We start from the raw sequence: 16952 nt of genomic DNA, 5'->3' as shown, positions 1-16952 counted from the left end.
GATCAGGGAACCAAGCCGATGGCAAAAGATGCAAAGGTCGAATCAAAAAATGAGACTTCTATCGCAGATGAAGCTCAGCCTTTGGTCGAACCAGCCCCTCCTGTTTGCGAGGAGGTTCGCAATGGAATCTGGCGCACCCGGATCAGGGGCCGAGCGCGCAAACTAAGTCACTCGACCCAGTTTGTCATTGCCGCTGCGGTGATCCTGGGACTGACCATGTTCTCCGTCGGCAAGCTGGTAAGCGAACGAATAGAAAGTGCCGCAGTACAAAGCGCGGCAGAAGCAGGCGCCCACTACATGGAAGCGTTTCTGGAACCCTATGTGCAGGAGATGATCCGGGACAACAGCCTTTCGACTGCAAGTGTCCAGTCCCTGGACCGCCTCATGGAAAATCGTGCGTTAAATCAACACATTGTCTCGATCAAGATCTGGCGAGCGGATGGCACGGTGGTCTACAGCACGAATAAAGCCATCACCAACCACAAATTCCCAATAGACGAGATCACCGAGGCGCTTAAGGGCAAAGTGGTCACTGCCCTTGAAGAGCTGAGCCAGAATGAGAACGAGTTCGAGCGCAATCTAAACGTTCCGCTCTACGAGATCTACGCGCCCCTGCGGGATTTAAGCTCCAGGAAAATCATCGCTGTGGGCGAATTTTATGAAAAGGCCGATACTCTGGAGCTCGAGATCAATCGCGTCCGACAGCAGGTATGGGGGGTCGTGGGCGCCGCGACGTTGGCAATGCTGGCGCTGCTTTTCTTCATCGTGCGACGCGGTGACAAGATTATTCAGCAGCAACAAGTGGCGCTGCACTTGCGGCTGCAGGAGCAAACCCGCTTACACATCAGCAATGCCGAACTCCAGCTCAAGATGGCGACAGCGACCCAGGAGTTTTCTCGAGTCAACGAACTCAACTTGAGGCGGATTGGTGCAGACCTGCACGACGGGCCGGCGCAGTTATTGACATTGATTCTAATCTGGCTCGACGAGTTGACCGAAAACTGCTCGGATGTCGATCAGGAGGCGTTCGAAACCATTCGTGGTGCCGCCACCGACGCACTGCGGGAGATCCGCGATTTATCACGAGGTCTGGCACTTCCGGAAATTAACGATTTGAACTTGGTGGAAGATTTGCAACTGGTGGCGCAACGGCACGAGCAACGTACCGGCACCAAGGTCAACTTAGCCCTAGGGCCGCTACCTGACGCCACGCCGCTGCCGCTCAAACTCTGTTTGTACCGTTTTGTGCAAGAAGCCCTCAACAACGCTTACCGTCATGCCAACGGCGAGGGTCAGGTCATCCAAGCGCAATACATTGATCAGGTATTAAATATCAGCGTCAGGGATAGTGGTCCGGGTATGGCGGCGGACGCCATGCAACTCGATATATCCGGCAGAACCAGATTAGGGCTCGCCGGTTTGCGTTATCGCGTTGAATCTCTGGGCGGGTTGTTCAGCATCGACTCTAGTACATCAGGAACGTCGATCAATGCACAGTTCAAACTTTAGTCAGAGCGGCTCCGGGCATACATTGGTGTTTTCCCTGCGCCGATGTGCAATCGCCCGAGAGCTTCGCGCTCCCTGTAATAACGTAGGGCCGTGACCGCTTCGACACGATTTCGTACGTGCAACTTCTGCATCACACAACTCATGTAGTGCTTGACTGTTTTTTCGCTTATAAACAGCTTTGACGCAACCTCCCTATTAGTCAACCCTTTTGAAACCTCATAAATAACTTGCTCCTCGCGCTGGGTCAGATCAAACGCGTGATTCTCCGCTTCATGTTTCTTGAAGTTACTCAGCAGTTTGTTGACAAAATCGGGGGTGATATACGTTTGCCCCTTGGCAACTAACCTGATAGCCGTGACCAGTTCCGGTCCGCTGACACCTTTCAACACATACCCGAGCGCACCGGCATCCAGCGCCAAAAAGGCGTCATTTTCGGATTCTGAAACCGTCAGCATCAGGACCCTCACATCCGATAGTTCAGTGGAAATGAACCGCACCGCAGCGAAAACATCACCCGGCATATTGACGTCCATCAGCATCACATCCGGACGCACCCTCTGGGCGATATCCTTGGCATCTTGCGCACTGGCGCCCTGTTCCATGACCTGAATATCCGCCCGTCTTCTCAGTATGTTGGCAACGCCCTCACGCAACAACGGATGGTCGTCGACAATGCCGATACGAATGAACGGATTCATGACGCGCTCCCGATAGGACTAGCACTCGAACGAAGAGTCATTCATTAATAGCAGAAAAGCCGGGATGACAGCGGTCATCCATCGTGTACTCCAGGCTCCAGGCGTTCGAAAATCAGGCTCAGGCCTGACACAAGTCGATCGTCAACGAACAATCACCTTTACAAGAAATATGAACAACTACACCACAACCCGTTGTTTTTAAAGCATTATGAAAGCGTCAAAAAAATGCAGCCGCATAGAACCCGGATCCAACCTTATCCGACCAACGGTCGCTTTTGTGAGATCGATACCATCGAGCCGAGCCTGGACTTGAGTGAGCCATCGCTCACCGGTTTTGAGCGTGGCTGCGCGCGGCTTACCCACGGTTCCCTGGATCTGATGCTCAGTTTCAGTCAGCCGTGTATCTATCGAATCAGGAGCGCCTTTCTCGCCACGCACGTGCGCCGTCTCGATGACTTTAAGACCTGCTTTGATCTTGTCCGCTATCGGTCGACAGCAGCCGATCGTGAATGCACTCCCTAATGGACACAGCCCTGTCCAAATGTTCTTCGGCGACCCTGACAGTCTTTAGGGAAAGTGTTGATGATGCCGGTCGATCATGCCTTGACAGGGCTCGACACCCTGACGCTCAGCGATACCCTCAGCCACGCTTATGACGGTTTTCCGGGTTACACCCAAGCGCTGCTGGACTTTTTGTCTCTACCGCTAACCGGCAAGGCTTGACTCTACCGTTAGGGGCAGACTTTACCCTTGGCACTTCATTATCTGGAGTTCGTCATGAAGAGCAAACGCATGCTCGTAATCCTCGGCCACCCTTCGAACGACAGCTTTTGCGGCGCTGTGTCCGAACGTTATGTCGAGGCCGCCACGCAAGCAGGCCATGAGGTGCGCCTGCTGCGCCTGGACACCCTGGACTTCGATCCGGTCTTGCACGATGGCTATAACCAGATCCAGTTGCTTGAGCCCGATTTGATCGACGCACAGAACGACATTACCTGGGCCGAACACCTGACATTGGTGTACCCGATCTGGTGGGGCGGCATTCCGGCGTTGCTCAAGGGGTTCTTCGACCGCGTGTTTCTGCCCGGTTTTGCCTTCAAGTACCGCAAGGGCTCGCCCTTCCCGGACAAGCTGCTCAAGGGCCGCACGGCTCACCTTTTGGTGACCATGGACACGCCGCCGTGGTACTACCGGTGGGTGTATCGCATGCCGGGCCTGCACCAAATACGCAAGACCACCCTGGAGTTCTGCGGCATAAAACCCCTGAAAACCCTGACCTTCGGTCCGGTATTGGGGTCCAAGCCGGAACAGCGTGAAGCCTGGCTCAAACAAGTCCAGGCAGTCGCCAGCCGCTGATCGGCCCCGGTCGGGCCGTGCCCCTGCGCTGCCCAACCGAGCCTCCCTGCCGTGACACCCTGTCCACCTTGGCTTCCCACCCCCTGACGCTTGTGCAAAGATGTCGCGCGCTTGTACGAGCGCGCGACATCTTTCCGCTTCTGATGCGTCAAAAAAGGGATTTTCATGTACATCGGCAAAGCCGCCCAGCTGTCGGGCACCACCGTCAAAAGCATTCGACATTACGAAGAAATCGGCCTGTTGCCCCCCCCGCAACGCGAAGGCAAGTACCGCGTCTACAGCCAGCAAAGCGTAGAGCTGCTGACCTTCATCAAATGCGCTCAGCAACTCGGTTTCAAGCTCAAGGAAATGCAGGCCATTCTGCAGGATCATCGCGGCCAGGAGCTGCCCTGGGATCTGGCCATGCAGGCCATCGATAACAAAAAGCAGGAATTGATGGGGCAGATCCAGGCCTTGCAGCAAGTGCATGACGGCTTGGTTGAGTTTGAGCTGAGCCTCAAGGATGCTCAGATGCAATGCCAGTTCGAACACCTGGAAAAAGCCCGCTGAATCCGCACCGCCGCCCCTGAACGGCCATGGCGCCCCGTGCCGTTTTCAGCACGCAGGCGCCCCGGCGATTTAGCCTGGCACAGTCTCACCCCCCGGCTGCTCGCCCTCTTGCACTGCTGGCTGCGGCACAATCGAGGCAAAGAACCACGGCGAAATCAGCGTGACCAACAAAATGGTCATGAAGCCGCTGGATGACAGCGCCAGTATCACCAATACACCCAGGTCAATGACGGGTTTGTAGGCGGAGAACAGCAGCGCGACAAAGCCCATCGAGAAAATCACGACGTTGACCACCGTCGAGCGCCCGACGCCCTGCATGGCCGCCAGGATGGCCTCGTCGATCTCGATGCCCTTCTGCACCAGCATCTTGATCCGTGACAGCAGGTGAACGGCGTAATCCACGACGCCCACCACCAGGAACGTCACCAGTGTGGTACCGATGTTCAACTCGATATCCAACAGGTACATGCTGCCGTACACCGTCACCGACGTGGTCAGCAACGTCAGCATGCCGAGGATGCCCAGGCGTACTGACTTGAGCCAGAACATCATCATCAAGGTCACGGCCAGCAACGCCAGCGAGAAGCTCAGCACCTGACCCTGGGTGATTTCCTGCAACACCCCGGTCCATATGTACGGCGTACCGGCATGGGTGACTTGCAGGTTGGCCGGTTTGTTGATGGCCAGCCAGGCGTCCAGTTTATCGAGCATCGCCTGGTAATCGCCCGCCACAGATGAGGTCATGGTGAACAGCGTCACCGCCTTCGAGTAATCGGCATTGAGCACGTTCTGCAAGTCGGTGCCGCCACCGTTCTCGAACATCATGATGTGTTGTTCGATGAGCGAGTTGCCGTCGACATCGAAGGTCTCCGGTTTCCCGTCATCATCGACCACCGTCACCTGCTCCACCGCCTGCGGCACCCGCAGGAAAGCAGGGTTCATGTCGTTGAGCACGAGGTTCATGCGCTTGATGTAGGTCGCTACCGAATAGGTGTAACTCACGTTCGGCTGGGCCCTGATGAACTGGTCCAGACGTTCGAGGAACTGCACGGTTTCAGTGGTCAGCGCGCCACGCGGAGTCTTGGTGTCGAAAGCGATCCAGCCCGGCGATGTACCCGCGACTCCAGCCCGGTTGATGAACTCGTCGGACATCCGTACCGGGCTGTCCTTCTTGAAGTAGGCAATGCCCGAGTCTTCGATATCCACCTTGAACGTGAACACCGTCATCATCGCCAACAACGGCAGGGTCACCAGCAATACCGGCTTGCGCCAGCGAATCAGCCAGGCACAGAACACCACCAGATAGTGGGAGATCAGCGACTCTTTGAGTTGCACTTTGCGCGGGACGGCATCTTTGCCCCAGATCGAAATCCACGCCGGAATCAGTAGCAACGAGATGATCAGCGCCGCCGTCAGGCCGATGGACATGAACACGCCAAAGTTGCGGATGCTGACAATGTTGTTGGTGGTTGAAATCAAGAACGTCGCAATAGTCGTGACCGTTGTCAGAACTACGGGTGTGACCATCAGGCGCTGGGTTTCACGGTTGGCTTCGCGGAAAGACTTACCCGAATTGAGCTGTTCGTAATACTCGGCCATAACGTGGATCGCGTCGGCACAACAGATGGTGAACAGGAACACCGGCAAGACACTGGTGAGCAAGTCCATCGGCACACGCAGCAGCGCCATCAGGCCAAGGGTCCAGATGGTGCAGAACAGGATATTGAACAGCGGCAGCACCACGCCAAGTGGTTTGCGAAAGAAGAAAACCAGCAGAGAGGTCACCAACAGGAACACGATCGGGAACAGCATCGCCAGGTCGTGATCGATGATTTCCTGCTGGGCCGCAATGAAGATCGGCATGCCGGCGATGAACACCTCATCGGTGAACTCCGGGTGAGCGGCCTGGTACTTCGCGATGATCTCGCGGACCTGGTGATAGGCACGCAACTGGGCCTGAGCGTCGTCCTGTTTGGTGCCCAGTTCGGCGACGACCATGGCGACTTTCTTGTCCGCCGAGACGACGCCACCGACCATCTGCTCGTTGCCCATGATCTGCGCTTCGACCTTGACCGGGTCCATATCCAGGGCGTGCAGGGTCTTGTGGATCCACAACTCGCCATCGGCACTCAAGCTGATGTTTTCCAGGTCAGCCATCGAGGCCATTTCCTGGATCGGGTTGAGCCGCTCGGCAAGAAAGCTCAGGAACTGCAGGTCATGGCTGTCCCAGTGCCGGGCAATCCCATGGTCGCGCAGCGCTTTGGCAGCAGCGTAATCGTTCTGCGAAAAACCCTCGGCGAGGATCTGCACCAGCAAGCCCTGGGCATCATGGTCGTCACTGTGCAGGCCGACGATGCGCTGCAGTTCGACACGGTCCTCATCGTTCGCCAGCATCAACCGGCGTATGGCCTGGGACAGCTCGAACTGGGCGTTCAGCGACGTGGTGTTGAAGACACTCTCAGGGTTGCTCAGCGCCACCATGACCGAGTCATACGTGCCGGTGAACTCGCGCTGCAAATCAATGATCGTCTTGCGCGCCGGGTGAGTGTCCTTGAGCAGATACGGATTGGTGTCCGACATCAGCGCGCCGAGCGTGTAAGTGAAGTAGGCGGTGATCGCCACCAGCACGAACACAATTGCCCGCGCATAGCGCTCGACGAAGTTCAAGTATCTTTCCATGAATGAGGGTTCCAGATGAATCGAGAGCGGCGCTTAGCGGGCAGACACGGCGTAATCCGGCAAGTCGCCGGCTTTCAGCCCGCGCTTGATCGCGGTCTGCGTGAACAGGCGGTCGTCCAGCGCGACGTTGTACTGCAACTGGTTGAAGCGCAGCTGAGAGCGCGTACCGGCGATGAAGTCCTCGGTTTCGCTGAGGGTAATGCTGTCGATCTGGTCGATGGTTTCAGTCTTCAGGGTGCGCATCTGCTTGAACATCACACCTTTTACATCGAAGAAGTCCTGGCGCAGCACCAGTGAGTTCTTCTTGTCAACCCAGACCTTGAGCTTGTTGTAGCCGGTCTTGGCCAGCACGGCAGGCGTCGCCGGCTCACGCTCGATCACGTAGCAATCGCGGCCCTGCAACTGCTCTTCGCCAACCAGCGTTTGGCGATAGTCTTCGGCGCGAATCTTGTCGAGGTCGGCATAGGAGTAGTCGCTACCCATGAACGCCCCGCGTTTGTCGGTGGTGGAAATCCTTCGGGTCTGTCGGCTGACCGGCAAGTACATCCATTGGCTGTCTTCGAGGCCCAGGGCCTCGCGCGGGTTTTCGATGTGGAAGGCGACGTCACGCACATCACTCGGCGCGGAGAAATACATGGTGAATTTGTCGCTGTCCGGGTAATCCTTTTGCAGGTAGCTGAACTCGCGGATGCGGGTGTTACCTTGCTTGTCGATCAGGATCAGGGACACCTGGGACATGAAGCTCTTGCCGTCATCGCGGTCCCGGGCCTGGCGAATGATGTCGTCGGCCGTGCGTGTTTCAGCTGCCATGGCGGCAGCGGCGCTCAGCAGCAGTGCGCTTACAGTCAGGGTCTTGAAGATGGGCAACATCGCGATTTCCTTTTCATTGTTTGAGTGGTTCGCACACCGCACCGGTGTGGTCAGAACAGATAACCGGCGGACAAGCGCACCTGGTCGCGGTTGGCGTACGCACCGAACTGGCGGTCGGGCTTGCCGAAGAACACATCGACTTCGAGCCCCAACTTGAGCCAGTCCACCGGTTTGTAGGTGAAGATCCCCTGAACGAAACTGTCGTCCTGCGCTGGCGGCGACATACCGAAAACCAGACGGGTCTTGAGGCGATCCTGGAACTGCGAGCCTTCGGCAGACACGGTGAACAGGTCGTCGCGTTTGTCCTGGACCATGCCGGGCTGCCAGTCGAGCAGCCGCTGATGCTGCCACTGCGTCGAGATCAGCCAGTCCCGCAATAGGTAATCGACGCCCAGCAGCGACTTGGTCATCGCCGTCTGGTCGCTGCCGTAAGCGCGGTAAGGGTTGGTGACGCGCCAATTGTCGAAGTAGGCGACTTCACTGCGTACCACGATGCTGTGGCCGGCATCGATGGCCACACTGGCGCCGCCCATGGAATAGCGCGGGAATTGCCGTTCGAGGCGAATCAGGCCCTCGTCGGTCTGGCCTTCGACGGCGTAAACCGGGTCCTGTTGGCGGGCGTTGAGGGCCACGAAGCTGACATCCACCGTGCCGATCCGGCCGTTGGCACTGGCGCCGTAACCGAAGCCACTGTGACCGTCATAACCGGGCCGCGAATCGACCACAAACATCTGCGGATCGGGTGTGGCAAAGATAGGTGCATCGAACTCGCTGCCGACGGCCGGCGCCTGGTTCTTCACAAAATCAGTGATCACCAGCGCTTCCAGCTCCCACTCGGCGACCGGCTGCACCAGGCGAATCATCGGCACGGCGATGCGGCTGTCTTCCAACAGACCGATCACACCCTCGCGATAATCCAGCGGGTTGATCTGATCGAGCACCCGTAATTCATCTGCACGCCCCCACACCACCTGCTGCCAGCCCACCGTCAGCTCGCCGTCACCGACGTAGAGCCCCCAGTAAAGGTGCCGCCAATCGGCAGTCGCCCGGTAATCGTCCCGGGCTTGCGCGCTGTAGGGGTTGTTGCCGTCATAACGGAAGTCGTAGCGGGCTCGGCCCTTGGCCTTGTAGTAGCCGCTGTCCCAGGCATCCTCCAGGCTGAACTTGAGGTACACGGCCTTTTGCGTGACCTGGTCGTCCCCGTGCAGACGCACGGCCGTGGCAACGCCGATCTCCGCTTCATGATGCCCCGGCAACCACTCGGCCATCGCCACTGGCGAGCCGAGGCTGACCAGCGCGGCCAAAAGGCCGCGGTTCAATCCCAGTCGAGCCATGGCTACATTCCCAACCCGGCACCGCCGTCGATCATCAGGCTTTGCGCCGTGACGCCACTCGCCTGCGGGCTCGCCAGATAACGGACCATGGCCGCCACTTCGTCACCCTGAATGAAGCGCCGCAGGGGCAACTTCTTCTTCGCATTGCGCAGGATTTGCTCGTGGGTGATCCCGGCGATGCGCGCTTGAGCCGCCAATTCGCCTTGCAGCATCGGTGTGTCGATCCAGGCGGGCAGGATGGCATTGACGGTGATTCGCCGTGGTGCCAGGTCCAGCGCCAAGGCTTTGGTCATGCCGATGATGCCGTGTTTGGAGGCGCAGTAAGCGGTGTTGCGGACCTTGCCCGCTCGGCCGAGGATCGACGACATGTTGACGATCCGCCCACCATCCGCCATCAGTGGCAGGCACAACGAGGTGACGTAAAAGGTGCCGTTGAGGTTGATCGAAATCACCTTGTGCCAGTTGTCGAGGTCTTCGGGTTCGTTCTCGTCGCAGACCCCGGCGCTGTTGACCAGCACATCGACAAAGCCGACCCGGTTGGCCAGGCCCTTGAACAGAAGTTGCAGGCTGGCGAGATCGGCGATGTTCGCTTCATGGGTTTCGATGCGAGCGGCAAATTCGCCCTCGGTGACCCACCTCTGCAAGGTTGGCAGATCCCGATCAAGCAAGATCAAAAGGTGCTCGGCCTGGGCTGCAAAATTTTCCGCGACGGCGCGGCCAATACCATTGGCCGCGCCGGTAATCACAATCGTGCGTGCCTGGCTCATAGCATTTTCAATCCGCCGTTGACGGACAAGACTTCGCCCGTGACGTACAGGCCGTGCTCGGCCAGATACAGCACCGCGTCGGCAATTTCTGCAGGCCGGGCGAACCGTTTGATCAACAGCCGCGACTGGATTTCCTGCTCATGGGCGCCGACCAGGGCTTCGCTCATGTCGGTGCTGACGATGCCGGGCGCTACCGCGTTGACCCGGATGTTGCGCGGCGCCAACTCCACCGCCAGTGCACGCGTCAATGCTTCTACACCGCCTTTGGCGGCGGCGTAGTTGCTCTGGCCCCTGCCGGGCTTTTGCGCGGCCACGGAACTTAGGTTGACGATGCACCCGCTGCGCTGGCGCATCATGCAGGGCAGCACCTGCTGACAGCACAACAACGTGCCGACCAGGTTGGTCTGGATGACCTCGGTGATGTCGCTCACCGATTGCGTGGCGAGCAAACCGTCACGGGTAATACCGGCGTTGTTGACCAACAAGTCGACACGCTCGAAACGCTGCTCGACCCGTTCGAAAAACGCCTGAATGCTCTGCGCATCCTTGACATCACACTGCGCGGCCAGGCACTCCCGGCCGAGCCCTTCGACCTGCGCCTGCAAGGCAGCGGCTGACGCCTCGTCACGGACATAACTGAAGGCAACCTGATAACCTGCGCCGGCCAGGGCCAGCACGATGGACTTGCCAATGCCGCGACTGCCGCCGGTCACGACAGCTATTTTCTGAGTCATGACCGCTCCTTAAAGTGAGTTTTGAGTTTTGAATTGCGCGAGGGTGAAGCCGTGGATCGCGGCCAGTGCGCGGACCTGCTGAACTTGCTCACGGCTGATATCGCCGTATGAGCCGTGCTGGCTCATGCCAGACAAGCCCATCAACACCGACTCGGCCATGCACGCATACAGCTGACCTTTTTTCAGGTAGGCCCGCACGTTGGGCGCCAGGCCGTCGTCGAACGGCGTCTGGACGATGCCGCCGTGCATGTAGAGCAGGTCTTCGCGTTGGCTCGGCAGGTCTTGATGGACGTTCAGCGGCACGGCGATATCGCAGATCACGCTGCGCTCGGCGAAATGTTCGGTGCCGAGGAATGGCTGAGGCGCATTGGCCGCACACAGGACAACCCGTGCGCCCTTGAGGGCGTCGAGATCGTTGGTGACCGTGATGAAAGCGTTCGCGCCAAGGCGCTCATCCACCAGACGGGCGATGTGCAAACCGAGGTCGGCTTTTTGCCCATGTGAGCGCAACAAGTCACAAAAACCATCAAGGGTCAGCAGTCGCTGCGCCAACCGGTCGTGTTCGGCCGTGCCCTTGAGGATCGAACGGGCCGCGTCGGCGTAAATCAGTTGGGCAGTTTTCTCCAGGCGCCGAACCGAGCCGTCACGACCGCTGCCAATCAGAATCAGGTGATCGACGGTGGCGGAAAGCACCGAGGCATAGGTCGAGGCAACGTTACCGGCGGCACCGACAACGGCAGCGGTTTGCTCGCGCAGTGCCAGACCCTGCTGTACGCAGCCTTGCTCGATGGCTTCGAGCCCCATGCCGATGGTCAGGGCATTGCCGGACGTCAGCGCCATGTCGGCAATCTTCAGCGCCTGACAATTGTTGGTGACGATCGAGGTGTACATCCCAAGGCCAGCGATGCTGCAGCCATCGGCGCGGGCATCGGTGACACGTCTGCCGACTTCTTCGCGAATGCTGTCCAGGTCACCGCTGAGGATGTACTCGGCCATGGCATCCGAATCCATGCACAGCGGGTACAACGTGAACTCCACCGCCATGCCGAGGCGCGACCGAATGGTCACCGGGCCGACTGGCGCAGCGCGGCGCTCAGGCTTGGTGCGGTTGATGAACGTGCGTTTTTGTTCCGGGCTCAGGGCTGCCAGCGAGGGATCGACGTCACCGAGGATATCGGCATCGATCAGGTGGTTGATGAACGCTACCCGAGCGACTACTTCGACCTTGGCCTCGTTGTTTTCAACGGGCTCGGCCACCCGAAAATCGTCCTGACGGGCTGGCACGGCGGGAATCGAGTCTGCGCAGATACCCGCCGCCAACGGCAACGCATCGCCACGGCGCAGCATGTCGCAGACCCGTTGCAGGGCACCGATCAGCCCGTCGATCTCGCTCAGGGTGATACAGGCTGGCGGCTCCAGGCGAATCACGTTGGAGTTGCTGCCCGACGGTGCTACCCGCAACGCTTCGAACTGCAACAGGTAACCGGCGATCAAGTAACCCAAGGCATCGTTGTACTGGGCCGACGCCTGTACCAGCGAGCTGCTGACACTCAAGTCGTGCAATTCCAAACCCACCAGCAAGCCACGCCCGCGCACATCGGCGATCACATCCGGATAGGCCATCTTCAGTTCATCGAGCGAGGCTTTGAGGTAGGCGCCCTTGCTGCGTATGTCTTTGAGCATCGCGTCATCATTGGCGAACAACCGGCGCAATGCCGACAGCGCGATATGGCAGGACGGATCGTCCTCGGCGAAGGTCGAGCTGTGGATGTAGCTGAACTCGCCTTCGTAGTGGCTGCTGCGGATCACCGTCGCGGCGATTTTCATCAAGCCGCCGCCGAGGGCCTTGGACAGGCAGTAATAGTCGCCTTGCAGGTTGAACTGGCTGCTGGCAAGAAACGTCCCGGCGCGACCAAAACCCGACTGCACTTCATCGACGATCAGCGGGCATTGTTGCTCGTTACACAGCTTGCGCAGCCCCAGGTAGAACTCGGCCGCGAACTCGTTGATGCCGCCTTCGCCCTGAATCGGTTCCATCAACACGGCGGTAATCGCACTGAACGGCAGTTGCAGCACGTTCAGGTGTTCGCCGTCCCATTGCAGGCTCAACCAATGGTGCCTGTGCCGGGCAGGCAATTCCTGCAACTGATGGGGCTGCTGTGGGTCGATGAACTCCACGTTCAGACCAAAACGGGCAAACGGCGCGCGGTACTGACGGCCATAGGTCAGTTGCACGGTATTGACCAATTTGCCGTGGAAGCTGCCGCGCAGGGCGACGAATACCGGTTCGATGTGCAACTGCGCCAGGTTGTGTTGGCGAACAGCTTCAACCAGCTGACGCAAGGTCACGCTGTTCAGGTTGGCCGGCAGGACACCTGCAGGCAGGTCGAGGTCGGCCACATCCAGCTCGCGGTAAGCGCGTTCGCTGGCGGTCAGGCTGGCCAGGGTGAAATCGATGTCGTCGAACTGCTTTTGCAGGCTTTTCTGGCGACGGAACTCCGCGTGCTTGACGGCGATTTCCACCGCCTCCGCGCCACTGTTGGAGAAGGTCGAAATATAACGTTCGGTGTTCTTCAGTTCGCGATTGAAGGCGTCGCTGAGCTCTCGCCCCAATTGCCCGGCCGCGCCGCGGATCGACATTTGTGCGTTGAACGGCACGTCGCTGCGTAGCAGCGCACATAGCTGATCGACAAACTGTGGGTCGTTGTGGCCGAACAGTGCCGCACCGTAACCGCCGAGAAAGTCGGTGACCGTGACCATGTCGCCCTTGCGGTTGCGGTAGAACAACTGGCTACCGAGGGCGCGCTGAAACTCACACTCCAGGCCCAGTGCCTGGAGCAGGCCGACGAATTTGGGCCGAACGAAATCGCGATAATCCATGACAGTCATATCCCTTGAAAGTAAAAAAGAGGCGGTAGTCAGCGGCAGTCCTGAGTGACCTTTGCGCTGTAGAGCACTTGATAGGCGGCGCTGAAGCCGTTGTCGTCGCGGTTCAGCACCAGGCAATGCGCAAGGTTCGCGGCGTGGGGTGCGCCCTGAATAAACGGCAGGTTTGCCACTGGCTGCTGCAAACCGGCAATCGGCGGCACGCTTTGGGCCTGCAATGCGCAACGCGCAAGTATCAGATCCACCAGGCTCGGCGCCGCGCTGAGAATGCCGTTGATCGCCAACCCGCTGGTGATGTGCGAGGCGCGCGCAAGGGCCAGCGTCTGGCACAACACGCGGTCTTTGTGCGCATCGCCGGTGCCGCTGCACACCAACACATCGGTTGGGCTGTCGGGCAGGCTCAAGCAACCGAGGGTGGCATGGGCCGTCATCTCGGCGAGGCACGCCTGAGGACCGGCCGGCAGGTCTTCGCGCCGGCGCAACACCAATGCTGCCGCGCCCTCCCCGGCAATGCCGCCGGTGCCCCGAAGGTCAAACGGCAGCAGAGTGTTCGAGCCGTTGGCGCTGATGACACCCGCCTGGACCAACCCGGACAGCGCCAGGGCATCCAGCTCGCTGCCCGCACCGACAACGATTGCCGCGTCAATCCGGCCATCCTGCAAAGCGGCCGTAGCCTCACGCAAGGCTGCCAGGTTGCCGGCGACACCTTGCATATAGGCGTTGCACTCACCCACCAGTTTCAGCGCCAGGCTGGTGACACCCAGCAAGCAGTTGCTCAAGCCTTTGAGCACCAAAAAAGGGTCCTGGGCACGGTCTTGCAGGATCCGTTTGGCGAACGCCGCCATGTCGGCCACGCCGTCCTGCCGACAGCCGAGCAACAACTCGGCATAGGATTCCAGAGACGGATGGGTGTAGCCGCCCTGACAGCAATACAAACCGAAACGGACATCCGGCTGCTCACCGGCCAGGCCTGCTTCTTCCAACGCCTGACGTACCGCGCTGACACCCCAGATCACTGCCGGCGTGCAGTAACGCTGAAGGTTTTGCGCAAGGTCCTGTCGGCTGCGTTGGTGGTCCTGATCCTGAATTTGCCCGAACGCCACCACGCGTTCGCTGCTGAACCGTCGGGCGTTCAGCGCCGTAATTGCACTGCGCCCTTCGGTTGCGGCCGCCCAGAACGACTCGACACCCCAGCCACTGGGCAACACGCAACCCGCACCGGCAATCGCGACCGCCTGTTTCATCGCAGCGCCTCCCGGTACTTGCCCAGCGCCAGCGAAGTGTTGAGGCCGCCGAAACCGAAGGAGTTGCTCAGGGCAACGTCGACCCTGCGCTTGACCGCTTGATGGGCGCAGTAGTCGAGGTCGCATTGTTCGTCGGCATCATGCAGGTTCAGGGTCGGCGTGACCCGATCATCCCGGCAGGCCAGGGCCGTGAGCATGAACTCCGGTGCTCCGGCGGCCGCAATCAGGTGGCCGAACTGGGATTTGTTGGCCGTCACCAGCAACCGCCGATAATGTTCGCGCTCGGCGAACAGGGTCTTGATCGCCAGGGTTTCGGCGGCATCGTTGAGGGGTGTCGACGTACCGTGGGCATTGATCAGATCGACCTGTTGCGGCGCCAGCCCGGCATCCGTCAGGGCCGCCTGCATCGCCAGCACCGCTCCCCGGCCCTGCGGGTCGGGTGCGGTGATTTTGTAGGCATCCAGGCTGCTGCCGAAACCCAGCACTTCGGCGTACGGCGTTGCCCCTCGGGCGAGCGCCCGTTCGAGGGTTTCGAGCACTACAAAACCACCGCCTTCACCCGCAATCAAGCCACTGCGATGGCGGTCGAACGGCCGACACAGTTCGGTACCCCAACGCTGTTCGCTGCTGGCGGCGCCGAGCAGATACAGCGCGGTCATGGTGTCCAGGCTCAGCACCGAATCGGCGCCCCCGGCAATGGCCACCTCGACCTCGCCGCGACGGATCATCTGGAATGCATTGCCGATGGCCTGGGACGCTCCCGCGCAGGCGCTGCTGATATTGATCACCGGACCTTCACTGCCAACGCCATCGGCAATCACCCGCGCAAGACGGTCGTTGCTCTGACACAGTGAACTGTCAGGATCGACCTGCGCCTGTCGCGCCATCAATTGAGCCCAGGACGGCGCCTGCGCCGGGTTATCCGCCAGGCTGAGCAGCATGTCCTGCAAACGATGAGCAGGTGCGCCGGACGCTGACAATACCGCCGCGCCACGCAACTGTTCGGGACTCAGGCCACTGTCGGCAATGGCTTGGGTGGCCGCGACCCAACCAAAGCGGGTGCGTTTTTCCAGCGACAACCCCCAGGCCGGATGGTCTTTCAAGTGTGCCGGCATCAAGCTCATGTCCACGGGCGCTGCGTAACGCACGGGAAACGCACCCGCCTCGACACCTTCCGGTTGCCATGGCCGAATGCAATGCTCGCCGGCCAACATTTTTTGCCACATGGACTGCCACTCGAAACCGAAGCCGGTGACGGCGCCCATGCCCGTGATCACGACCCGTGTGGGGCTCATGGGTAACTCTCCATTGTCTCTGTGTCCGACGACATTCTGGCCAGCAGCACCGCGCCCCAATGCCCGCCTCGGCTATGTTCGAGCAACAGCGTGTAACGGCTGCAATCCAGTGCCCAGGTCACAGCGATTTCGCTGAGCAAGGCGCTGGCGCCCAAGTCACCTACCAACGCCTTGGAGTGTTCGAGGGTGTGCCCCGATCGGGCAAACAACGCGGCAATCTGCGGATCCTGTGCATCGGCGACGACTTGCCCGACATCGCTGAGGCACAGTTCTTCGTTGCTCAAAGCACGCTCAATGACGTCGCGACCAACCGCCAGTCCACGCTCGGGTTGCGCGCTGTAACCACGGGCAAACCCGGCAATACGCAACGCAGACTGAGCACCGCTGCCCGGATTGGTCGTCAGCAACAGTGCCGCAGCACCTTCGCCGAAAACCCACGGGCCGGGGTTCACAGGTGGGTGAGTAGCGTCACGCAGGTACAACGCCGGGGTGATGTTCGGACTGCTACTGACGACGACGGCAGCATCGGCACGGCCTTCGCTCAGATGGGCGGCGGCCTCCATCAAAGCATCCAGCCCCGCATTACCCTGGGAGCAAAAACCGCCCATGGGTCCCTTGCAACGCAAGGCCTCAGCGGCGTGGGCCATGACGCTGCTGTTGAGCATCATCAGCGCATGCAGCGGCGGTGTGTGGGCAAAGAATTGCGCCAACAGATCCGCCGGTTGTGCGCCAATGGCCTGCACTGCATCCCAGCACGAGCTGGGGCCATCCACTTCCGGAATGGCAGCGATCAATGCGATCCGCTCGTCGGGCAGTTCCAGCCCACGCAAGGTCTCGGCGAGACGGCCGGCGCAATACAGCAGGCGCGCGCCCTGAGGCTCGAGGCTGCGGGACAGCTTGCGGTCGTACACACCAGCCGGCAAGGCGGGCGCTGCGACACAATGGGCCAGGCGTGCCGGGTCGAAATCCAGCGGTTGCGCGGCCGGAGGTTGACTGTCACGGGACGCACATTCAGTACCGGCGGCGTTGAG

14 protein-coding genes are annotated in these 16952 nt (G+C 59.9%); 4 read left to right on the top strand and 10 right to left on the bottom strand.

Features of this window, described 5'->3' with window-relative positions:
- The first annotated feature begins 18 nt into the window (after positions 1 to 18).
- Positions 19 to 1509 carry a sensor histidine kinase gene (locus MKK04_RS11590; RefSeq protein WP_207837199.1) on the top strand — a complete coding sequence of 497 codons (1491 nt, stop codon included), beginning with the start codon at positions 19 to 21 and terminating at the stop codon, positions 1507 to 1509.
- Here MKK04_RS11590 and MKK04_RS11585 read toward each other — a convergent pair.
- The gene (locus MKK04_RS11585; RefSeq protein WP_207837196.1) at positions 1506 to 2207 is read right to left on the bottom strand and encodes a response regulator; all 702 of its coding nucleotides are present in this window, start codon (positions 2205 to 2207) and stop codon (positions 1506 to 1508) included. The two genes, MKK04_RS11590 and MKK04_RS11585, sit on opposite strands and share 4 nt — an antisense overlap.
- 582 nt (positions 2208 to 2789) lie before the next feature.
- Between MKK04_RS11585 and MKK04_RS11580 the strand changes: the two genes are divergently transcribed.
- The 3 genes from MKK04_RS11580 to MKK04_RS11570 all read left to right on the top strand — a co-directional run bounded on the left by MKK04_RS11580 (position 2790) and on the right by MKK04_RS11570 (position 4112).
- Positions 2790 to 2930: a hypothetical protein gene (locus MKK04_RS11580; RefSeq protein ID WP_207837192.1), complete on the top strand. Its 141-nt coding sequence runs from the start codon at positions 2790 to 2792 to the stop codon at positions 2928 to 2930.
- A gap of 54 nt (positions 2931 to 2984) precedes the next feature.
- Positions 2985 to 3563, top strand: a complete 579-nt coding sequence (locus MKK04_RS11575; protein ID WP_207837189.1) for an NAD(P)H-dependent oxidoreductase — start codon at positions 2985 to 2987, stop codon at positions 3561 to 3563.
- A gap of 165 nt (positions 3564 to 3728) precedes the next feature.
- Positions 3729 to 4112 (top strand): MerR family transcriptional regulator, encoded by a 384-nt coding sequence (locus MKK04_RS11570; protein WP_207837225.1) that lies wholly within the window; start codon positions 3729 to 3731, stop codon positions 4110 to 4112.
- A gap of 69 nt (positions 4113 to 4181) precedes the next feature.
- On the opposite strand, the gene MKK04_RS11565 is transcribed toward MKK04_RS11570, so the two are convergent.
- The 9 genes from MKK04_RS11565 to MKK04_RS11525 are packed head-to-tail and all read right to left on the bottom strand — an operon-like array spanning position 4182 to position 16832.
- Entirely contained in the window at positions 4182 to 6791 is a 2610-nt protein-coding gene (locus MKK04_RS11565) for an efflux RND transporter permease subunit (protein ID WP_207837187.1), read from the bottom strand.
- Positions 6792 to 6824: 33 nt separating this feature from the next.
- Positions 6825 to 7661, bottom strand: coding sequence for an outer membrane lipoprotein-sorting protein (locus MKK04_RS11560; RefSeq protein ID WP_241106620.1), 837 nt, complete (start codon positions 7659 to 7661; stop codon positions 6825 to 6827).
- A gap of 50 nt (positions 7662 to 7711) precedes the next feature.
- The gene (locus MKK04_RS11555) at positions 7712 to 8995 is read right to left on the bottom strand and encodes a DUF1302 family protein (protein WP_241106619.1); all 1284 of its coding nucleotides are present in this window, start codon (positions 8993 to 8995) and stop codon (positions 7712 to 7714) included.
- A 2-nt stretch (positions 8996 to 8997) separates the two neighbouring features.
- Positions 8998 to 9762 (bottom strand): SDR family NAD(P)-dependent oxidoreductase, encoded by a 765-nt coding sequence (locus MKK04_RS11550; protein WP_233694208.1) that lies wholly within the window; start codon positions 9760 to 9762, stop codon positions 8998 to 9000.
- Positions 9759 to 10496 carry a 3-oxoacyl-ACP reductase family protein gene (locus MKK04_RS11545; RefSeq protein ID WP_233694209.1) on the bottom strand — a complete coding sequence of 246 codons (738 nt, stop codon included), beginning with the start codon at positions 10494 to 10496 and terminating at the stop codon, positions 9759 to 9761. Before MKK04_RS11545 ends, MKK04_RS11550 begins: the two co-directional genes overlap by 4 nt.
- Positions 10497 to 10505: 9 nt before the next feature.
- Positions 10506 to 13376 carry an aminotransferase class III-fold pyridoxal phosphate-dependent enzyme gene (locus MKK04_RS11540; RefSeq protein WP_207837174.1) on the bottom strand — a complete coding sequence of 957 codons (2871 nt, stop codon included), beginning with the start codon at positions 13374 to 13376 and terminating at the stop codon, positions 10506 to 10508.
- Positions 13377 to 13414: 38 nt separating this feature from the next.
- Positions 13415 to 14626 (bottom strand): beta-ketoacyl synthase N-terminal-like domain-containing protein, encoded by a 1212-nt coding sequence (locus MKK04_RS11535; protein ID WP_241106618.1) that lies wholly within the window; start codon positions 14624 to 14626, stop codon positions 13415 to 13417.
- A complete protein-coding gene (locus MKK04_RS11530; RefSeq protein WP_241106617.1) occupies positions 14623 to 15921 on the bottom strand; it encodes a beta-ketoacyl-[acyl-carrier-protein] synthase family protein in 1299 nt (432 codons plus the stop codon). The genes MKK04_RS11535 and MKK04_RS11530 overlap by 4 nt, the downstream gene beginning before the upstream one ends.
- Complete coding sequence (locus MKK04_RS11525) at positions 15918 to 16832, bottom strand: beta-ketoacyl synthase (RefSeq protein WP_233687513.1); 915 nt, start codon at positions 16830 to 16832, stop codon at positions 15918 to 15920. The genes MKK04_RS11530 and MKK04_RS11525 overlap by 4 nt, the downstream gene beginning before the upstream one ends.
- Positions 16833 to 16952: the final 120 nt, after the last annotated feature.

The organism is Pseudomonas sp. LS.1a (assembly GCF_022533585.1).
Taxonomy (GTDB): Bacteria; Pseudomonadota; Gammaproteobacteria; order Pseudomonadales; family Pseudomonadaceae; genus Aquipseudomonas.
Note: the sequence above shows the minus strand (reverse complement) of the source record. Positions and strands in the feature narration are given on the sequence as shown.

What these genes read in the sequence shown, in the direction of transcription:
- MKK04_RS11590 (WP_207837199.1), top strand. Translation starts at nt 19, where the DNA reads ATGGCAAAAGATGCAAAGGTCGAATCAAAAAATGAGACTTCTATCGCA.
- MKK04_RS11585 (WP_207837196.1), bottom strand. Translation starts at nt 2,207, where the DNA reads ATGAATCCGTTCATTCGTATCGGCATTGTCGACGACCATCCGTTGTTG.
- MKK04_RS11580 (WP_207837192.1), top strand. Translation starts at nt 2,790, where the DNA reads ATGATGCCGGTCGATCATGCCTTGACAGGGCTCGACACCCTGACGCTC.
- MKK04_RS11575 (WP_207837189.1), top strand. Translation starts at nt 2,985, where the DNA reads ATGAAGAGCAAACGCATGCTCGTAATCCTCGGCCACCCTTCGAACGAC.
- MKK04_RS11570 (WP_207837225.1), top strand. Translation starts at nt 3,729, where the DNA reads ATGTACATCGGCAAAGCCGCCCAGCTGTCGGGCACCACCGTCAAAAGC.
- MKK04_RS11565 (WP_207837187.1), bottom strand. Translation starts at nt 6,791, where the DNA reads ATGGAAAGATACTTGAACTTCGTCGAGCGCTATGCGCGGGCAATTGTG.
- MKK04_RS11560 (WP_241106620.1), bottom strand. Translation starts at nt 7,661, where the DNA reads ATGTTGCCCATCTTCAAGACCCTGACTGTAAGCGCACTGCTGCTGAGC.
- MKK04_RS11555 (WP_241106619.1), bottom strand. Translation starts at nt 8,995, where the DNA reads ATGGCTCGACTGGGATTGAACCGCGGCCTTTTGGCCGCGCTGGTCAGC.
- MKK04_RS11550 (WP_233694208.1), bottom strand. Translation starts at nt 9,762, where the DNA reads ATGAGCCAGGCACGCACGATTGTGATTACCGGCGCGGCCAATGGTATT.
- MKK04_RS11545 (WP_233694209.1), bottom strand. Translation starts at nt 10,496, where the DNA reads ATGACTCAGAAAATAGCTGTCGTGACCGGCGGCAGTCGCGGCATTGGC.
- MKK04_RS11540 (WP_207837174.1), bottom strand. Translation starts at nt 13,376, where the DNA reads ATGGATTATCGCGATTTCGTTCGGCCCAAATTCGTCGGCCTGCTCCAG.
- MKK04_RS11535 (WP_241106618.1), bottom strand. Translation starts at nt 14,626, where the DNA reads ATGAAACAGGCGGTCGCGATTGCCGGTGCGGGTTGCGTGTTGCCCAGT.
- MKK04_RS11530 (WP_241106617.1), bottom strand. Translation starts at nt 15,921, where the DNA reads ATGAGCCCCACACGGGTCGTGATCACGGGCATGGGCGCCGTCACCGGC.